This is a genomic window from Actinoplanes sp. NPDC023714, from assembly GCF_040639855.1.
In the GTDB taxonomy this organism is placed as follows: Bacteria; Actinomycetota; Actinomycetes; order Mycobacteriales; family Micromonosporaceae; genus Actinoplanes.
The window spans coordinates 412,361-428,414 of the sequence record NZ_JBFAAR010000004.1 but is presented as its reverse complement, the minus strand read 5'-3'; the positions used below and the strand labels follow the sequence as shown (position 1 = coordinate 428,414).

Annotated in this window: 19 protein-coding genes; 9 read left to right on the top strand and 10 right to left on the bottom strand. The window is 72.0% G+C overall.

Annotated elements, in window-relative coordinates; all coding sequences use genetic code 11:
• Window positions 1-50 precede the first annotated feature (50 nt).
• Window positions 51-833 (top strand): hypothetical protein, encoded by a 783-nt coding sequence (locus tag AB0G10_RS21290; RefSeq protein WP_360924099.1) that lies wholly within the window; start codon window positions 51-53, stop codon window positions 831-833.
• 115 nt (window positions 834-948) lie between these two features.
• Complete coding sequence (locus AB0G10_RS21285) at window positions 949-1,446, top strand: NUDIX domain-containing protein (protein WP_360925006.1); 498 nt, start codon at window positions 949-951, stop codon at window positions 1,444-1,446.
• A gap of 96 nt (window positions 1,447-1,542) precedes the next feature.
• Here AB0G10_RS21285 and AB0G10_RS21280 read toward each other — a convergent pair whose 3' ends face one another.
• Complete coding sequence (locus AB0G10_RS21280; RefSeq protein WP_360924096.1) at window positions 1,543-1,965, bottom strand: NUDIX domain-containing protein; 423 nt, start codon at window positions 1,963-1,965, stop codon at window positions 1,543-1,545.
• Window positions 1,962-2,450 (bottom strand): NUDIX domain-containing protein, encoded by a 489-nt coding sequence (locus AB0G10_RS21275; protein WP_360924093.1) that lies wholly within the window; start codon window positions 2,448-2,450, stop codon window positions 1,962-1,964. The genes AB0G10_RS21280 and AB0G10_RS21275 overlap by 4 nt, the downstream gene beginning before the upstream one ends.
• A 61-nt stretch (window positions 2,451-2,511) precedes the next feature.
• On the opposite strand from AB0G10_RS21275, the gene AB0G10_RS21270 reads away from it, so the two are divergent.
• Entirely contained in the window at window positions 2,512-2,994 is a 483-nt protein-coding gene (locus AB0G10_RS21270; RefSeq protein ID WP_360924090.1) for a signal peptidase I, read from the top strand.
• On the opposite strand, the gene AB0G10_RS21265 is transcribed toward AB0G10_RS21270, so the two are convergent.
• The 4 genes from AB0G10_RS21265 to fabG are packed head-to-tail and all read right to left on the bottom strand — an operon-like array spanning window position 2,940 to window position 6,263.
• Window positions 2,940-3,719 carry an HAD-IIA family hydrolase gene (locus tag AB0G10_RS21265; RefSeq protein ID WP_360924087.1) on the bottom strand — a complete coding sequence of 260 codons (780 nt, stop codon included), beginning with the start codon at window positions 3,717-3,719 and terminating at the stop codon, window positions 2,940-2,942. The genes AB0G10_RS21270 and AB0G10_RS21265 overlap by 55 nt on opposite strands.
• The gene (locus AB0G10_RS21260; protein WP_360924085.1) at window positions 3,716-4,747 is read right to left on the bottom strand and encodes a ferrochelatase; all 1,032 of its coding nucleotides are present in this window, start codon (window positions 4,745-4,747) and stop codon (window positions 3,716-3,718) included. Before AB0G10_RS21260 ends, AB0G10_RS21265 begins: the two co-directional genes overlap by 4 nt.
• 20 nt (window positions 4,748-4,767) lie before the next feature.
• Window positions 4,768-5,535, bottom strand: a complete 768-nt coding sequence (fabI, locus tag AB0G10_RS21255; protein WP_360924082.1) for an enoyl-ACP reductase FabI — start codon at window positions 5,533-5,535, stop codon at window positions 4,768-4,770.
• Window positions 5,536-5,558: 23 nt separating this feature from the next.
• Window positions 5,559-6,263 (bottom strand): 3-oxoacyl-ACP reductase FabG, encoded by a 705-nt coding sequence (gene fabG / locus AB0G10_RS21250; protein WP_360924079.1) that lies wholly within the window; start codon window positions 6,261-6,263, stop codon window positions 5,559-5,561.
• 51 nt (window positions 6,264-6,314) lie between these two features.
• Between fabG and AB0G10_RS21245 the strand changes: the two genes are divergently transcribed.
• A complete protein-coding gene (locus AB0G10_RS21245) occupies window positions 6,315-7,520 on the top strand; it encodes a histidine kinase (protein WP_360924076.1) in 1,206 nt (401 codons plus the stop codon).
• A complete protein-coding gene (locus AB0G10_RS21240) occupies window positions 7,520-8,182 on the top strand; it encodes a response regulator transcription factor (RefSeq protein WP_360924073.1) in 663 nt (220 codons plus the stop codon). Before AB0G10_RS21245 ends, AB0G10_RS21240 begins: the two co-directional genes overlap by 1 nt.
• A 377-nt stretch (window positions 8,183-8,559) precedes the next feature.
• Here the strand turns inward: AB0G10_RS21240 and AB0G10_RS21235 are convergent, their stop codons facing one another.
• The 3 genes from AB0G10_RS21235 to AB0G10_RS21225 are packed head-to-tail and all read right to left on the bottom strand — an operon-like array spanning window position 8,560 to window position 11,950.
• Window positions 8,560-9,510: a VWA domain-containing protein gene (locus AB0G10_RS21235; protein WP_360924070.1), complete on the bottom strand. Its 951-nt coding sequence runs from the start codon at window positions 9,508-9,510 to the stop codon at window positions 8,560-8,562.
• Window positions 9,507-10,739 (bottom strand): DUF58 domain-containing protein, encoded by a 1,233-nt coding sequence (locus AB0G10_RS21230; protein ID WP_360924067.1) that lies wholly within the window; start codon window positions 10,737-10,739, stop codon window positions 9,507-9,509. Before AB0G10_RS21230 ends, AB0G10_RS21235 begins: the two co-directional genes overlap by 4 nt.
• Window positions 10,736-11,950 (bottom strand): AAA family ATPase, encoded by a 1,215-nt coding sequence (locus tag AB0G10_RS21225; protein WP_360924064.1) that lies wholly within the window; start codon window positions 11,948-11,950, stop codon window positions 10,736-10,738. Before AB0G10_RS21225 ends, AB0G10_RS21230 begins: the two co-directional genes overlap by 4 nt.
• Window positions 11,951-12,278: 328 nt before the next feature.
• Between AB0G10_RS21225 and AB0G10_RS21220 the strand changes: the two genes are divergently transcribed.
• From AB0G10_RS21220 to AB0G10_RS21205, 4 genes are all read left to right on the top strand, one after another.
• Entirely contained in the window at window positions 12,279-12,500 is a 222-nt protein-coding gene (locus AB0G10_RS21220) for a hypothetical protein (RefSeq protein ID WP_360924061.1), read from the top strand.
• A gap of 9 nt (window positions 12,501-12,509) precedes the next feature.
• The gene (locus tag AB0G10_RS21215; protein ID WP_360924058.1) at window positions 12,510-13,022 is read left to right on the top strand and encodes a PH domain-containing protein; all 513 of its coding nucleotides are present in this window, start codon (window positions 12,510-12,512) and stop codon (window positions 13,020-13,022) included.
• 269 nt (window positions 13,023-13,291) lie between these two features.
• Complete coding sequence (locus AB0G10_RS21210) at window positions 13,292-14,629, top strand: PH domain-containing protein (RefSeq protein ID WP_360925003.1); 1,338 nt, start codon at window positions 13,292-13,294, stop codon at window positions 14,627-14,629.
• An 82-nt stretch (window positions 14,630-14,711) separates the two neighbouring features.
• Window positions 14,712-15,095: a hotdog domain-containing protein gene (locus AB0G10_RS21205; protein WP_360924055.1), complete on the top strand. Its 384-nt coding sequence runs from the start codon at window positions 14,712-14,714 to the stop codon at window positions 15,093-15,095.
• Here AB0G10_RS21205 and AB0G10_RS21200 read toward each other — a convergent pair.
• Window positions 15,087-16,019, bottom strand: a complete 933-nt coding sequence (locus AB0G10_RS21200) for a carbohydrate kinase (RefSeq protein WP_360924052.1) — start codon at window positions 16,017-16,019, stop codon at window positions 15,087-15,089. The two genes, AB0G10_RS21205 and AB0G10_RS21200, sit on opposite strands and share 9 nt — an antisense overlap.
• Window positions 16,020-16,054 lie beyond the last annotated feature (35 nt).

Here is a 16,054-nt window from a genome sequence, read left to right as displayed (position 1 = left end):
GACGCTCCGAGCCGAGACAACCTTCCGTACCGGCACGTACCCTTGCTCGCATGTCACCCGCAACTGGGGCGGCCACCCGCACCGCCCGCCGGTCCACCAGGTTCGTCGCCTGGGTGCGCGCCTGGCGCGCCGGCCTCGTGCCGTTCGACGAGCTCGCCGACGAGATCGCCGACGGCGAGGAGCACCTGGTCGCCGACGCGCCCGGCACCTGGACCGACGTGCCGCTCGCCCAGGCCCTGCCGGCCTTCGCGAAACTGCATCCCGACGAGATCCGGCTGGTCCTGCCGGTGCCCGGCGACCCGCGCGGCCTGCCCGGCCCCAGCGACCTGACCGGCGCCGCGCTGCTGGCCGGCGAAGCGGTGATGACGCCCGGGTTCGGCGTGGTGCCCGAGGTCCGGCGGCACACGTCCGGGTCCGGGGTGGAGTTCGAGACCGTGCTGTGGCGCTTCCACGTCGCGCCCGAGCACCGCCAGGTCTTCCAGATGGGGGCGGCCGAGGCCGAGGCCGAGCTGACCGCCGCGCTCGGCGAGGCGACCATGGCGCTCACCAAACTGGACGTGGCCCAGTGGAAACCCGAGCTGGCCGGCGCCCTCCAGGCCCTGCGCCGCCCGGAGAGCACCGCCACCCTGCCACCCGGCTTCGACCCGCGCTCGCGTCGGCTCTTCGCCCGGGCCAGCGTCCTCGACCAGGTCCTCGCCCTGGCCGAGACGAACGCCCCCGGCGGCGCCGTCAACGGTTTCGAGGCCCAGGCCCGGGACGCGGCCCTGCGCCCGCTGACCGCCGCCTGCCGCCAGGCGCTGGTGGCCGCCTGCAACGCGCCGCTCCACCCCTGACCGCATGAAGCATCACGCCAAGGCGCGGCCCGGCGCGGCCCATGCCCACCCGGCCAGTACCCGATCCGGCCTTTCGGGTCCTGAGCGCGTGCGGCGTCACTTCGGGCCGGAGCGCATGCCGGACAAGCAGGCGCACTGCACGTATTGCGGCGCCCGCTACCAGCCCGGCCAGCCCTGGCCCCGCCGCTGCCGCGCCTGTGGCGAGACCAGTTACCGCAACCCCACCCCGGTCGCCGTGGCACTCCAGCCGGTGGGCGCCGGCCTCCTCGCGATCCGGCGCGGCCTGCCCCCGGCCGACGGGCTGCTCGCCCTCCCCGGAGGCTTCATCGAGGTGGGCGAGACCTGGCAGGCGGCCGCCGTCCGCGAACTGGCCGAGGAGACCGGCGTCCACGCCGACCCCGCAGGCGTGACCCTCTTCGACACGGTCAGCGCCCCGGACGGCACCGTCCTCATCTTCGGGCTGCTCCCGGCCCTCCCCAGCGCCGCGGCCCTGCCACCGCCGCTCGACACCACCGAGGCGCCGGCCCGCGAGGTCCTCTACGGCCCCACCCAACTCGGCTTCAGCATCCACACGGCGATGGCCACCCGCTGGTTCAGCCGCCCCCGCCCCTGACCCTCGCGCCCTCGATCCGGCTGCGGCCCAGCGCTGTCCCGCACGGAGTGTCACGACCACACGCTGCAGCCGGCGGCGCGGGCAGGGCGGCGCCGGTCAGTCGATCAGGGTGGCGGCCCGCAACTCGGTCAGGAGGAGCTGGATCGCGGGTGCGCAGCGGGCCGCGTCGGCCGTGGTGAACCAGGCCAGCTCGGCTATCTCGCTCGCCGGCTCGGGTTCGGCGGTGAGGGCCTCGTCGCTGGTGAAGGTGATCAGGCGGACCCGGGTGCCGGCCGGGCGGTTGTGGGCCTCCGCGTCGATCGTGACGAAGGGGTGGAGGGAGGAGGGGTCGAGGGGGATGCCCACCTCTTCGAGGGATTCGCGGGCCGCCGCCTCGGCGTGGGTCTCCCCCGGCTCGGGTTTGCCGCCGGGGAGGTAGAAGGCGTCCGAACCCTCGGCCCGGACCACCAGGACGCGGCGATCCCGGACGCACACCCAGGCCGCGGCCACCACGACGGCGGACGTGGAAGGGCTCGTCATGCGAGGAGGAAGGGGGTGCCGGCCTCGAAGCGCGCCAGGTCGGCGAGGGAGGCGTGGACCGAGTGGGTGGCGCCGCCGGGGAGGGCGTCGAGCGGGTAGAAGGCGGCGTCGGTGGTCTCGTCGGTCTCGCGGAGCAGGTCACCGGACCATTCGTCGACCCGGACGGCCAGCGAGATGTGCTGGTACGTATGCCCGTACACGTTCTCCGCCAGATGCCCGCCCGAGTAGATCGCGAACGGCGTGACCCGGTGCACGGTCAGCCCGGTCTCCTCGTACACCTCGCGGACGGCGCAGTCGTGCAGGGTCTGGCCGAGCTCCATGGTGCCGGCCGGCAGCGCCCACCGCCCGTTGTCGCTCCGCTTGATCAGCAGGACCCGGCCGTCCGCGTCGCGGAGGACCGCGCGGGCGCCGACGGTCATGAGGACGCGTTCCGGCCCGGCGAGTTCCCGCAGCTGACCCAGATAAGACTCTTCCCACGCCGGCATGGCAGCGACGCTATCAAGACGCCGGGCTCAGCCGGACCGCCCGTCCGCCGAACGGTGGAGAGTGATCGTCAGAGCCGCCGGCCTGCTGCTCGCGGCGCTGATCCCGATGCTGACCGGCTGGTCGGGTTCGGTCGTGGTGAGCGGCTCGATGAGCCCGGCCGTGCGGACCGGCGACATCGTGATCACGGCCCCGCCGACCGGTGAGGGGATCCGGCCGGGCCGGGTCGTCCGGTTCCGCAGCCCGGTCCGGCCGGGCCGGTCGACGCTGCACCGGATCGCCGCGGTCACCCCGGACGGCCTGCTCGTGACGAAGGGTGACGCCAACGCGAGAGCCGACGTCACCCCGGTGCCGGTGGGCGCGGTTACCGGGGTGGGCCGGTGGCGGCTGCCGCGGGCCGGGCTCCCCCTGATCTGGTGGAGGAGCCTCGACCATCCCCGCCTGGCGGTGGCCGCCATGGTTCTGGCGACCCTGCTCATCTTCGTAAGAAATCAGATCTCATCAATCAGATCGGCGACGGAATTGACGATGCGGGACGGCCGGTAAGGGTAGGTCTCGCTCTCCATCCGGCTGCTGATCCCGGTCATCACCAGGATCGTCTCGAGGCCGGCCTCGAGACCGCACAGCACGTCGGTGTCCATCCGGTCGCCGATCATCGCGGTGGTCTCGCTGTGCGCGCCGATCGCGTTGAGCGCCGAGCGCATCATCATCGGGTTCGGCTTGCCGACGAAGTACGGCCGCACGCCGGTCGCCTTCGAGATCATCGCGGCGACCGAGCCGGCCGCCGGGAGCAGGCCCTCGTTGGACGGGCCGGTCGCGTCCGGGTTGGTGCAGATGAACTTCGCGCCGCCGTTGATCAGCCGGATCGCCTTGGTGATCGCCTCGAAGCTGTACGTCCGGGTCTCGCCGAGCACCACGTAGTCCGGCTCGAACTCGGTCAGAACGTACCCGGAGGCGTGCATCGCGGTGGTCAGGCCGGCCTCGCCGATCACGTACGCGGTGCCGCCCGGCCGCTGGTCGGAGAGGAACTGCGCGGTCGCCAGCGCGGCCGTCCAGATCGACTGCTCGGGGACGTCGAAGCCCATCCGGTTGAGCCGGGCCTGGAGGTCGCGCGGCGTATAGATCGAGTTGTTGGTGAGGATGAGGAACGGCTTGCCGGACTCCTTCATCCGGTTCACGAACTCGGGGGCACCGGGGACCGGCACACCCTCGTGGACGAGCACGCCGTCCATGTCGGTGAGCCAGCTCTCGATGGCCTTGCGTTCCTTCATGCGGGGGCTCCTCGTCGCTGTGGGGGCGGGCAGCAGTCGGTGGGACACATGTCCCAGGTCGGGAGCGTACCGATCTTGTTGTGCGGGGCTTCGGCGGTGCGCTCCTGGACCAGCTCGCGCACCATCGAGACGAACCGGGGGTGGATGCCCGGGGTGGTGGCGCGGACGTAGCCGAGACCCAGCCGGGCCGCGGTGTCCTTCGCCTCGTTGTCCAGGTCCCAGATCACTTCGAGGTGGTCGGAGACGAACCCGATCGGACTGACCACCACGTCGGTGACGCCCTTCTCGGCGAGGGCCTCCAGGTGGTCGTTGATGTCCGGCTCCAGCCACGGGATCTGCGGCGGGCCGGACCGGGACTGCCAGACCAGGTCGTACTCCAGGTCGGCGGCGGCCGCCGCGTGCACGAGGCGGGCGGTCTCCTCGAGCTGGGCGTTGTAGCGGCCGCCGGTCGGGCCGGCCGTCTTGGCCATGCTGACCGGGATCGAGTGGGCCGTGAAGACCACCCGGGTGGTGGCCCGGCGCGCCGGGTCGAGGGTGGCGAGCGCGTCCCGCACCGCCTCGATGTTCGGCTCGACGAAGCCGGGGTGGTCGTGGAACTGGCGCAGCTTGAGAATCCGCGGGGCGCCGGGCCCGACCGCCTTCCGGGCCGCGGCGATGTCCTCCCAGTACTGCTTGCAGGAGGAGTAGCCGCCGTACGCGCTGGTGGCGAAGCCGAGCGCGGTCTCCACGCCGTCATCGCGCATCCGGGCGACGGTGTCGGCCAGCATCGGGTGCCAGTTGCGGTTGCCCCAGTACGTCGGCAGCCCGATGCCGTGGGCCGCGAACTCCGTGTCGATGGCCGCCAGCAGATCGCGGCACTGCTGATTGATCGGGGAGACCCCGCCGAAGTGCATGTAGTGCTCGTACACCTCGGCGAGGCGCTCGTCCGGAACTCCGCGCCCGCGCACCACGTTGCGCAGGAACGGCATCACGTCATCGGGCTTCTCGGGCCCGCCGAAGGAGAGCAGGACGAAGGCGTCGTATACCACCCGACCATCCTGCCACCGGATCACGCACCGATCGCGTGGTAACCCCCGTCGACGTGGACCATCTCACCCGTGGTGGCCGGGAACCAGTCGGAGAGCAGGGCGCAGACGGCCTTCGCGGCCGGCTCCTGGTCGGTCAGGTCCCAGCCCAGCGGCGACCGGGTCTGCCAGGCCTCCTCGAACTGCTCGAAGCCGGGGATCGACTTGGCGGCCATGGTGCGCAGCGGGCCGGCCGAGACCAGGTTGCTGCGGATGCCCTTCTCGCCGAGGTGCAGGGCGAGGTAGCGGTTCGCCGACTCGAGGCCGGCCTTCGCCACGCCCATCCAGTCGTAGACCGGCCACGCCACGGTGGCGTCGAAGGTCAGCCCGACGATCGAGCCGCCCCGGCCCATCAGCGGCAGCGCCGCCATGGCCAGCGACTTGTAGGAGAACGTCGAGATGTGCAGCGCGGTCGCGACGTCCTCCCACGGGGCGTCGAGGAAGCCGCCGCCGAGGCAGGACTGCGGAGCGAAGCCGATCGAGTGGACCACGCCGTCCAGCCCGTCGACGTGCTCGCGCACCTTGTCGGCCAGCCCGCTCAGGTGCTCGGGGTTCGTCACGTCGAGCTCGATCACCGGGGCCGGCTCGGGCAGCCGCTTGGCGATCCGCTCCACCAGCGAGAGCCGGCCGAAGCCGGTCAGCACCACGGTGGCGCCGTTCTCCTGGGCGACCTTCGCCGCCGAGAACGCGATCGAGGCGTCGGTGATGACCCCCGTGATCAGCAGCCGCTTACCGGCAAGAAGTCCAGACAATTCAAACTCTCCTGAAAAAAGTGTCAGTGGCCCATTCCGAGACCACCGTCGACCGGCAACACCGCGCCCGAGATGTACGCCGCGCTGTCACCGGCCAGGAAGGTCACCGCGGCGGCGACCTCGTCCGCACTGGCGAGACGCCCGGCGGGTACCGACTTGATGATCTCCGCCTTGCGGGACTCCGGGAGCACGGCCGTCATCTCGGTCTCGATGAAGCCCGGCGCCACCACGTTCGCGGTGATGTTGCGGCTGCCCAGCTCGCGGGTGATGCTGCGGGCCATGCCGACGAGGCCGGCCTTGCTCGCCGCGTAGTTCACCTGGCCGGGGCCGCCGTACAGGCCGACGACCGAGGAGATGAAGATGAGCCGGCCCCACTTGGCGCGCAGCATCTTGGCGCTGGCCCGCTTCGCGACCCGGTAGGAGCCGGTCAGGTTGGTGTCGATGACCCGCTCGAACTGCTCCTCGCTCATCCGCAGCAGCAGCGTGTCGTCGGTGATGCCGGCGTTCGCCACCAGGACCTCGACCGGGCCGAGCTCGTTCTCCACGTACGTGAAGGCGGCGTCGACGGCCGACGCGTCGGTGATGTCGCACTGCACGCCGAGCAGTCCCTCCGGCGCACCCGACCCGCGGTGGGTCACCGCGACGCGGTCGCCCTGCTTCGCGAACGCCTGGGCGATGGCCAGGCCGATCCCGCGGTTTCCTCCGGTCACCAGAACGGTCCGAGGCACGACACCCATCTCCTTCAACGAACTTCGACAACTGGTCCTAACCTGCTGGGAATGGAGACTAACGGCCCTTCCGCGCGCGGCGGCGTGACGGGGCCGCTGACTTACCTAACGTTCAAGCAGGAGATTCCCAGGCCACCGGCCCGGCGTCGATGGCTGCGCAACCTCCTGCCCCTCCTCCTGCTGGGCCTGGCCGGCCTCGGGCTGACCGCCGGCCAGTGGATCGCGTCGGTCCGGGAACTGCCGGTGCCGCTCGATCTCCTGATCGCCGTCGGCTCGGTGCTGCCGGTCGCGGTGGCCTACCGCCGGCCCGTCCTGGCCTGGCGTCTCACGTTCCTGATGCTGTTCGCCGGCACGATCAACGCCGCGCCGAACGAGCCCTGGCCGTGGAACACCGTGCAGATCATCGGCGCCCTCTTCGTGCTCCTCCGGCTCGCCGCGACCAGCGAGTCGCTCGTGACGATCTGGGCGGTCACCCTCACCCTCGTCCCGGTCTTCCTCTACGCGCCGGACGCCAACGCCTGGGGCGCCGGCCTGCTGATCGTGGCGGTGGCCGCGATCGGCGACATCATCTCCCGCCGCCGGAGGACCAGGGAACTGCTTGAGGAGCAGTCCGAGCTCAACGAGCTGGAACGGGCCAAGCGGGCGGTCCTCGAGGAACGCGCCCGGATCGCGCGGGAGATGCACGACGTCGTGGCGCACCACATGTCGATGATCGCGGTGCAGGCCGAGACCGCCCCCTATCGGGTGGAGGGCCTTCCGGACGCCGCGAAGGAGGAGCTCACCGCGATCGCGACGGCGGCCCGGGAGGCGCTCACCGACATGCGGCGCCTGCTGGGCGTGCTGCGCTCGGATCAGGAGGAGACCCCCAAAGAGCCACAGCCGGGGTACGCCGAGATCGCCGATCTGGTGGCTACCGCGCGACGCGCGGGCCTGCCCGTCACCTGTGAGCTGCCGGAGATCGGCGGGTTGCCGGACGCCACGGGGCTGGCGGCGTACCGGATCGTGCAGGAAGCCCTCGCCAACGCGGCGCGTCACGCGCCCGGCGGCCCGGTGCGGCTCGAAGCTCGCGTCTCCCCCAAGAGACTGGAACTGATCGTGCGCAACGAGCTGACCACCGACGCGCCGGAAGGCAGCGGGCACGGGCTGGTCGGCATGCGGGAACGGGTCGCGCTGCTCGGCGGCGAGCTCGACGCCGGACCCGACGGCGAGGGCGGCTATCGGGTCGTCGCGAGGATCCCCCGGCAGAGGAAGGTTTGATGATCAAGGTACTCATCGCGGATGACCAGGCGATGGTCCGGCAGGGGTTCGGTGCGCTGCTCGCGGCCCAGCCCGACCTGCTCGTGGTCGGCGACGCCGCGAACGGCGCGGACGCCGTCACCGCGGCCCGGCAGCTCGGCCCCGACGTGGTGCTCATGGACATCCGGATGCCGGTCATGGACGGCCTCGAGGCGACCCGCCGGCTCACCGGCGCCTCGGAGTCCTCCGGACCGAAAGTGCTCATTCTCACGACGTTCGATCTCGACGACTACGTCTACGAGGCTCTGCGGGCCGGCGCGAGCGGGTTCCTGCTCAAGGACGCGCCCGCGGCCGACCTGGTCAACGCGGTCCGGGTGGTCGCCGGCGGCGAGGGCCTGCTGGCCCCCTCGGTGACCCGCCGGCTGATCGCCGAGTTCGCCGCCCGCCCGCACCGGCAGCGGCCGCGCCCGGTGCAGCTCAACGCGCTGACGCCGCGCGAGACCGACGTGCTGCGGCTGATCGCGCGCGGCCGGTCCAACCAGGAGATCGCCGCCGACCTGGTCGTCGCCGAGCAGACCGTGAAGACGCACATCGGCAAGATCCTGGCGAAGCTCGGCCTGCGCGACCGGGCCCAGGCCGTGGTCCTCGCCTACGAGACCGGCCTGGTTGCCGCGGGAGAGTGACCCGATTTCATTAGGAGCGCCTTAAGGAGTACGCTCCCAGACGGTTCCCAGGCCGCGAACGAGCTATGGAGGTGATCGCTGTGCGAGATAGCGATCCTCCTAGTCGTGGCCGGGACGCTCGTCAGCGCCTCTGACCGCTGACCAGGTTTCTCCCACCCCGCACCCACCGGCCTCACCATGGCCGGCCTCGTCGTGTGCGCCACGACGCCGGGTGCCGGGCTCGGCCGCGAATGTGATCTGCGCGTTCTCTCCTCGCTCAGTCACCAGCGGAAGTTGGACTCCCATGAAGAACTTCGTCGCGCCCCTCGGTTTCACCCTGCTCTCGGTCTGGGTGGTCATGCTGTTCGTGCTCGCGCACGGCACGCCCTGACCGTCCCTCACGGCAGCCGGGACGTCCAGAGCAGGCTCATCGCCGCCCCGATCAGGCCGAGCAGCAGGCCCGCCCCGGCATACCACTGGGTGACCTCGCGCGGCTCGGTCCGGTGCCCGATCGAGCTGCCCATGTCCTCGTAGACCTGCTTGAGCTCGCTCACCGAGGCGGCCTCGTAGAAGTACCCCTTGGTGTTCTCCGCCAGGTCCTGCAGCGACAGCCGGTCGACCGGCACCCGCTGCACCGAGCCGCGGATGTCCACCACGCCGGTGTCGGTGCCGAACGCGATCGTGGAGACCGGCACGTTCGCCTGCGAGGCCGCGGTCGCCGCGTCCTCGATCGACCGGCCGGACGTGCGGTACCCGTCCGAGAGCAGCACGATCCGGGCCGGCGGCGCGCCGTCCGCGCCGTCCGACGGCACCGAGCGGATCGCGTCCAGCGAGGTGAAGACCGCCTCACCGGTCGCGGTCGCCTCGGCCAGCGTCAGCCCGTCGATCGCGGAGATCACCGCGGACCGGTCCTTGGTCGGCGACACCAGCACGTTCGCCGCCTTCGCGAACGAGACGAGACCCAGGTTGTAGGTGGGCGGCAACTCGCTCACGAACGCCTTCGCCGCCTCCTGCGCCGCCTCGATCCGGCTCGGCGCCACGTCGTCGGCCTGCATCGAGAGCGAGACGTCGATGGCGAGCATCACGGTGGCGCGCTCGAGCGGCTGCTCGGTGTCGACGCTCGGCCGGGCCGTCGCCGCCGCGAGCGCGCCCAGCATCAGCAGGAACGCCGCGGCCGACACGTGCCGGCGCCAGCCCAGGCCCTTCGGGGCGAGGGTGCGCAGCAGGTCGACGTTGGTGAAGCGCATCGCGTAGTTGCGTTTGCGGAACTGCCGCCAGACGTACGCGCCGGCCATCGCGAAGACGGGCAGCAGCGTCAGCAGCCACCACGGTTCCAGGAAACGGATCATCGTGTGGTCCCTCGGGTACGGGCGTGGCGCTGAGCGGCCACGAAGCGGACCATGTCGAGCAGCCAGTCGGTGTCGGTGCGCAGCCGCAGGTGGGCCGCGCCGGCGGCACGCAGCGCGCGGGCGATCCCGGCGCGCTGCTCGCCGGCCGCCTCGGCGTACTTCTGCCGCAGTTTCGGGTCGGCGGTCTGCACCTCGTGCAGCGCGCCGGTCTCCGGATCGGCGAGGGTCAGCACCCCGACGTCCGGAAGCTCCAGCTCGCGCGGGTCGACCACCTCGATCGCCAGCACGTCGTGCCGGACGGCCAGCTTGCGCATCGGCCGCGCCCAGCCCTCCACCGGCGCCAGGAAGTCGCTGACCACGACGGCCACGCCACGGCGGCGCGGCGGGCGGTTCAGCGCGTCGATGAGCCGGCCCAGGTCGGCGCGCCCGGGCCGGATCGGGGTCCGGGCGATCGCGCGCAGCAGCCCCTGCGCCTCCTTGCGGCCGGGCCGCGCCGGCATCCGGATCATCGGCGGGCCCAGAACCGGAGAGCTCAGCGGCTGGCTGGGCTGCGTCGCCGCCTTGCGGCGCCATCGGCTCGGGCTCTTCTCCGGTACGCCGGAACCGGTGCCCACCACGGCGCCGATCCGGTTCCCGCCCCGCGCGGTCAGATGGGTGATCGCCGTGGCGGCCGCGATGACGAGATCACGCTTGAGCCAGCGGGCCGTGCCGAAGTCGAGGCTCGCCGACAGGTCGATCGCCATCCACGTCTCGAGTTCCCGGTCGGCGACGGTCCGCCGGACGTGCGGCAGCGTGGTGCGCGCCGTGACCGGCCAGTCCATCCGCCGCACGTCGTCGCCCGGCCGGTATTCCCGCGACTCGCCGGCCTCGGTGCCGGGGCCGGGCAGCAGACCCACGTAGTCACCCTGGAGCAGGCCGTCCAGCTTGCGGGTGACGAGCAGCTGGAGCCGCCCGAGCACGGCCTCGGCCCGCGCCGTCTCGCCGCTCGAGCCCGCGCCGCCCCGCACCCCGCCGGAGAGCGAGGTCTTGCCGCCGCTCTCCTCCGCCGGTGACCACCGGCCGCCGCTCTGCTCCTCCGCACTCTCCCGGCGGCCCCACGACGACCACAGGCCGCCGCTCTGCTCCGCCGCTCCCGCCTGGCCCTCCGGCCGCGGCTGGTTCGCCCAGGGCTGCGGGCCCGCAGCGGGCTGGTCCGCTGCGGGGGCGGGCGGCCCGCCCGGGTAGCTCATTGCTGGCCGGGCCAGCCGCCGGCCTGCGGGTACGGCTGGCGGTTGTCGAAGGCGGGGACGCCGCTCGTCGGCTGGACGCCGTTGCCGTTCGGACCCTGATGAGGCTGGCCCTGATGAGGCTGGCCCTGAAGCGGCTGGCCGGGCTGGCCCGGGTGCGGCGAGGCTTGCTGGCGGGAGGCCACCGACGGCATCGGGACGGTCTGCATGATCCGGGCGACCACGTGGTCGGCCGGGATGTCGTCGGCGAGGGCGTCGTAGCTGAGCACGAGGCGGTGGCGCAGGATGTCGGGCGCGATGTCCTGAAGGTCCTGCGGCAGCGCGTAGTCGCGGCCGCGGAGCAGGGCCAGCGCGCGGGTGGCCCGGACGATGCCGAGCGAGGCGCGGGGGCTGGCGCCGTACTGGATCAGCTGGGCCACGTCGGGCATGCCGTGCTGGGCCGGGGCGCGGGTCGCGAGCACCAGCCGGACCGTGTAGTCGACCAGGGCGTTGTGCACGAACACCTGGTCGGCGCGCTTCTGCAGGGCGAGCAGGTCGGCCGGGGTGAAGACCTGCTTCGGCTCCGGGGCGCTCACACCCATCCGGTAGACGATCTCGCGTTCCTCGGAGTCCGTCGGGTAGCCCACGATGATCTTCATGAGGAACCGGTCGCGCTGCGCCTCGGGGAGCGGGTAGACGCCCTCCTGCTCGATCGGGTTCTGGGTGGCCATCACCAGGAACGGGTCGGGCACCGAGTGGCTCTTGCCGCCGATCGACACCTGATGCTCGGCCATCACCTCGAGCAGCGCCGACTGCACCTTCGCGGGCGCCCGGTTGATCTCGTCGGCGAGCAGGAAGTTCACGAAGACCGGGCCGAGCTCCACGTCGAACTGCTCGCTCGACTGCCGGTAGATCCGGGTGCCGACGATGTCGGCCGGAACCAGGTCGGGGGTGAACTGGACCCGGGAGAACGAACCGCCGACCACCTTGGCCAGGGTCTCCACGGCGAGCGTCTTCGCCACGCCGGGAACGCCCTCGAGCAGGCAGTGGCCGCGGGCCAGCAGGGCCACGAACATCCGCTCGACCATCCGGTCCTGGCCGACGATGACCCTCTTGACCTCGAACATCGCCCGCTCGAGCTGCGTCGCGTCCTGCGACGGCGGCACCGGGGCCTGCTGCTGCGGCGCCGAGGCGTCGGGACTGGTCTCGGTCTCGGGCGTGCTCGGCTGCGCCACCGGTCCTCCACAAGCGGTCGTGATGCGCCGGCGTGGATGCCGACGCTCAAGACTTACACGACAGACAACACCACACGGCTGGGAGGTTCCTTAAGAAATCCGGCCGTGTGCGCCCAGCCTATGCATCGGCCGCGTCACCTGGCAGTCATCATCGGCCGCGGCGCAAGAGGCCGGTCGTGTTGATCTTTCTGCGCGATCCGCCGGATCGGGCACGGTCACCGGGTGGATCCGTTCGGATTTGAAGCGTGTAGCATTTCCGTTGTCGCCGGGCGGCTTCCCCCGTGGCCGCCCGGCGCTAAAACGACTCCCTTCCGTTAGGTTCTCCGGAATGGTCGAGGATCTGAAACCCCAGTGCTCATCCAAGGGCTGCCGTGCCACGGCCGTCTGGCAGCTGCATTGGAACAATCCGAAACTGCACACCCCGGAGCGCCGCAAGACCTGGCTGGCCTGCGCCGATCACCGTGCGACGCTCGGCGCCTTCCTCGACGCGCGGGGCTTCCTGCGCGAGGTCACGCCCTTCGCGGCGGCGGGAGGTGCGGTCATCTCCTAGGCTTCAGGTGTGAGCGAGCCGCCCCGCACTGTCGTCGATGCCCTCGAACCGTGGCCCGACACGGTCGAGTGGCGCCCGGTCTCCCCCAAGCTGATCCTCGTGGAGCTGATCGGCCTCGCCGCCTGGGTCATGGTGATCATCGCCGGGCTCAGCGTCGCGTGGGCGTTCGGCCGGCAGTCCGGCTGGCTCATCGCGATCGGCGCGATCTTCCTGCTCGGCGTCTGGCGCGCGATCGTCGAGGTGCGGGCCGTGAGCGCGTGGGGCTACGCCGAGCGCGACAACGACCTGCTGGTCCGCCACGGCCTGCTGATCCGCCACCTGTCGATCGTGCCGTACGCCCGGATGCAGTTCGTCGACGTCACCGCCGGCCCGCTGGAGCGGGCGTTCGGCCTCGCCACCGTTCAGCTGCACACCGCGGCCGCCGCCAGCGACGCCCGGATCCCCGGCCTGCCGCCCGAGGAGGCGTCCCGCCTGCGCGACCGGCTGACCGCCCTGGGCGAGGACCGGGCCGAGGGCCTGTGACCAGCGCCGGCCTCCCGCCCCAGATCCCGGAGCCCGCCCAGGCTCCCGGGCCGACCGCCACGCCACCCGTCACCCCCGGCCCGCAGCCAGGCTGGCACGACGCCCAGGCCGCCGCGCAGCCGGGCTGGCACGGCACGCCGCCCGACGCAGGCACGCCGCCCGACGGCTGGCCGCATGGCACGCCTCCGCCCGCCGGCTGGCCACACGGCACGCCACCGCCCGACGGCTGGCCGCATGGCACGCCTCCGCCCGCCGGCTGGGCTCCGGGGATGCCTCCGGCCGATCCCGGGGCCGGGCTGGAGAAGCGGCAACGTCTTCATCCGCTGAGTCCTCTGCTGAGCGGCGCCAAGAGCATCGTCGTGATCGTCGCGGCGCTGTCCTGGCAGACGCTCCGCCAGCTCGGCCCGACGCACTTCGCCATGGTCGTGGCGGCGCTCGCGGTCGGGGTCGTGATCTTCTCGGTGATCGGCTGGTACAACACCGGCTACCAGGTGATCGGGCGCGAACTGCGGATCGCCGAGGGGCTGATCTGGCGGCGCAACCGGGCCATCCCGCTCGACCGGCTGCAGGCCGTGGAACTGCGCCGGCCGCTGCTCGCCCAGCTGACCGGGCTCGCCGAACTCCGCCTCGAAGTCGTCGGCGGCGGCAAGACCGAGGCGCCGCTCGCCTACCTCACGGTGCGGGAGGCGTCGATCTTGAGGGAGCGGCTGCTCGCGCTCTCCGGTCGTACCCAAGCCCCCGGCCCATCCCTCGCGGACCCGGCGGCCGGGGCCGCCGCCGCAGCACCCGCCGAGGCCCCCCTCTATCGCGTCCGGAACACGGATCTGCTGGTCAGCCAGCTCCTCACGCCGCAGGCATTCTTCCTGCCGATCGGTATCGCGTGGGTGGTCACGCAGTTCGTGATGGAGGGTTCGTGGACGTTCATCGGCATCGCCAGCACCATGACGGCGATGGCCGGCGTGCTGCTCCAGCCGATCCGGCGCGTCCTCGGCGACTGGGACTTCCGGCTCAGCCGTGACCACGACCGGCGGCTGGTGCTGCACTACGGCCTCACCGAGACCCGCAACCAGGTGGTGCCACCGCACCGCGTGCAGACCGTCCGGATCGTCTGGCCGTTCCTGTGGCGCAAGGCGCGCTGGCTGAACCTGCGGCTCGACATCGCCGGCTACAGCGGACCGGAGTCGAGCGACGACAAGAGCTCCGACCGTCTCATGCCGGTCGGCGACATCGCGACGGCGCGCTCACTCGTCGCCGCAGTGATGCCCGGCGTCGACCTGGCGGCGCTCGCCACCTCGCCGCCGCCGCTGCGCGCGCGATGGCTGCACCCGCTGGCGCTGCGCTTCTACGGCGCCGGCCTCACCCCGGACGTCTTCGTGACCCGGCAGGGGCGGATCACCCGCGAGGTGAGCCTCGTGCCGTACGCCCGGATGCAGAGCGTCCGCGTCGTCCAGGGTCCGCTGCAGCGGATGCTCGGGCTGGGTACCGTCTACGCGGACACGGCAGGCGGCCGCTCCGGGGTGGCGCACGACCGGGATCTCGCCGAGGCGTATGCGATCGCCGAACAGCTCGCGGTGCGGGCCCGCGCCGCCCGGTCGTCGCTCGCTTAGGGCCGCCCGGTCGTCGCTCGCTTAGGCTGGCCGGTCGCCGCTCGCTTAGGCTGGCCGGTCGTCGCTCGCTTAGGCTGGCCCCATGGAGCAGTTCGCGCCGGGCATGAGCGCCCGGGTCGAGTTGACCGTCACCGACGCCGACACCGCGCAGGCCCTCGGCTCCGGCGACGTGCCGGTGCTCGGCACACCCCGCCTCCTGGCCCTCGCCGAAGCCGCGACCGTGGCCGCCACCGCCCGGCAGATCCCCGGCGGGGTCACCACCGTCGGCAGCCGGGCGGAGATCGCGCACCGCGCCCCGACGCCGGTGGGACGGGTCGTGGTGGCGCAGGCGACGCTCACCAAGGTCGACGGCCGGAAGCTGTTCTTCGAGGTGGTCGTGCAGGATCGGAATGCGGTCGTCGCCGAGGTGACGATCGAGCGGGTGGTGCTCGACCGGCAGCAGTTCATCGAGCGGGCTCTAGATTGAGTCGCCCCAGCGGGCGGTGAGCTCGGCCGCGGTCGGCATCGCGGTGGCGCCGCCCGGCCGTTCACAGACGAGTCCAGCAACCTTAAGGGCGAACCGGACATGACTCGACAAATCGTCCAATGTCGCCAAATTTCCGCTCTTGAGCAATCTCGTGATCAACGCCCCCATGACCGAGTCCCCCGCGCCCGTAGCATCGACAGCCGCCACACTAGGCGCCTCGATCATGACCCCTTCATCCCGATTTAACGCGACATATGCGCCTCTAGCGCCACAGGTCACCACCACAGCCTTCGCCCCGATCCTCGCGGCCGCCGCAGCCGGATCCTCCTCCCCGTAGAGCACGCCCGCGTCCGCGATGCTGAGCTTCACGAGATCGGCCCCACCCGCGAACTCCTCGACGAGCGCCCTCAACTCCTCCACGGCAGCCTGATCGGGCAGCAGCGTAGGCCGCACATTGGGATCGAACACCTTGAGCGGCCCCTCCACACGCCAAGCCGCCCGCGCCGCCGACCGGAACGGTTCCCGCAGCAGACAGATCGACCCGGCATAGAGGACGCCCGCCCCCGCGACCACCCCGAGATCCACGTCGCCGGGCCCGAGCAGCGCATAGGACGGCGGCTCCCCATAGAACGTGAACGTCGGCTCGGCCCCTTCGAACGTCGTCACCGCGAGCGTCGTCGGCACCTTCACCCGCGTGATCCCGCGACCGCCCACTCCGGCGTCCCGCAGGAAGCCCGCCATCCGCTCGCCGAGCACGTCCGCACTGAGCGACCCGGCGTACTCGACCTCGCCCCCGAGCCGCGCCACCGCAACGGCCACGTTCAGCGGCGCCCCGCCGATCGCCTGGCGATAGATCTGCTCCCCGCCGGCGTCCGCCTCCAGCAGATCGATCAGCGCCTCACCCATCACCATCGCGTACCCCATGCGAGCAGCCTCTCATGCCCATGTCGCAGCGGGGT

What these genes read in the sequence shown, in the direction of transcription:
- AB0G10_RS21290 (WP_360924099.1), top strand. Translation starts at nt 51, where the DNA reads ATGTCACCCGCAACTGGGGCGGCCACCCGCACCGCCCGCCGGTCCACC.
- AB0G10_RS21285 (WP_360925006.1), top strand. Translation starts at nt 949, where the DNA reads ATGCCGGACAAGCAGGCGCACTGCACGTATTGCGGCGCCCGCTACCAG.
- AB0G10_RS21280 (WP_360924096.1), bottom strand. Translation starts at nt 1,965, where the DNA reads ATGACGAGCCCTTCCACGTCCGCCGTCGTGGTGGCCGCGGCCTGGGTG.
- AB0G10_RS21275 (WP_360924093.1), bottom strand. Translation starts at nt 2,450, where the DNA reads ATGCCGGCGTGGGAAGAGTCTTATCTGGGTCAGCTGCGGGAACTCGCC.
- AB0G10_RS21265 (WP_360924087.1), bottom strand. Translation starts at nt 3,719, where the DNA reads ATGAAGGAACGCAAGGCCATCGAGAGCTGGCTCACCGACATGGACGGC.
- AB0G10_RS21245 (WP_360924076.1), top strand. Translation starts at nt 6,315, where the DNA reads ATGGAGACTAACGGCCCTTCCGCGCGCGGCGGCGTGACGGGGCCGCTG.
- AB0G10_RS21240 (WP_360924073.1), top strand. Translation starts at nt 7,520, where the DNA reads ATGATCAAGGTACTCATCGCGGATGACCAGGCGATGGTCCGGCAGGGG.
- AB0G10_RS21235 (WP_360924070.1), bottom strand. Translation starts at nt 9,510, where the DNA reads ATGATCCGTTTCCTGGAACCGTGGTGGCTGCTGACGCTGCTGCCCGTC.
- AB0G10_RS21230 (WP_360924067.1), bottom strand. Translation starts at nt 10,739, where the DNA reads ATGAGCTACCCGGGCGGGCCGCCCGCCCCCGCAGCGGACCAGCCCGCT.
- AB0G10_RS21220 (WP_360924061.1), top strand. Translation starts at nt 12,279, where the DNA reads ATGGTCGAGGATCTGAAACCCCAGTGCTCATCCAAGGGCTGCCGTGCC.
- AB0G10_RS21210 (WP_360925003.1), top strand. Translation starts at nt 13,292, where the DNA reads ATGCCTCCGGCCGATCCCGGGGCCGGGCTGGAGAAGCGGCAACGTCTT.
- AB0G10_RS21205 (WP_360924055.1), top strand. Translation starts at nt 14,712, where the DNA reads ATGGAGCAGTTCGCGCCGGGCATGAGCGCCCGGGTCGAGTTGACCGTC.
- AB0G10_RS21200 (WP_360924052.1), bottom strand. Translation starts at nt 16,019, where the DNA reads ATGGGGTACGCGATGGTGATGGGTGAGGCGCTGATCGATCTGCTGGAG.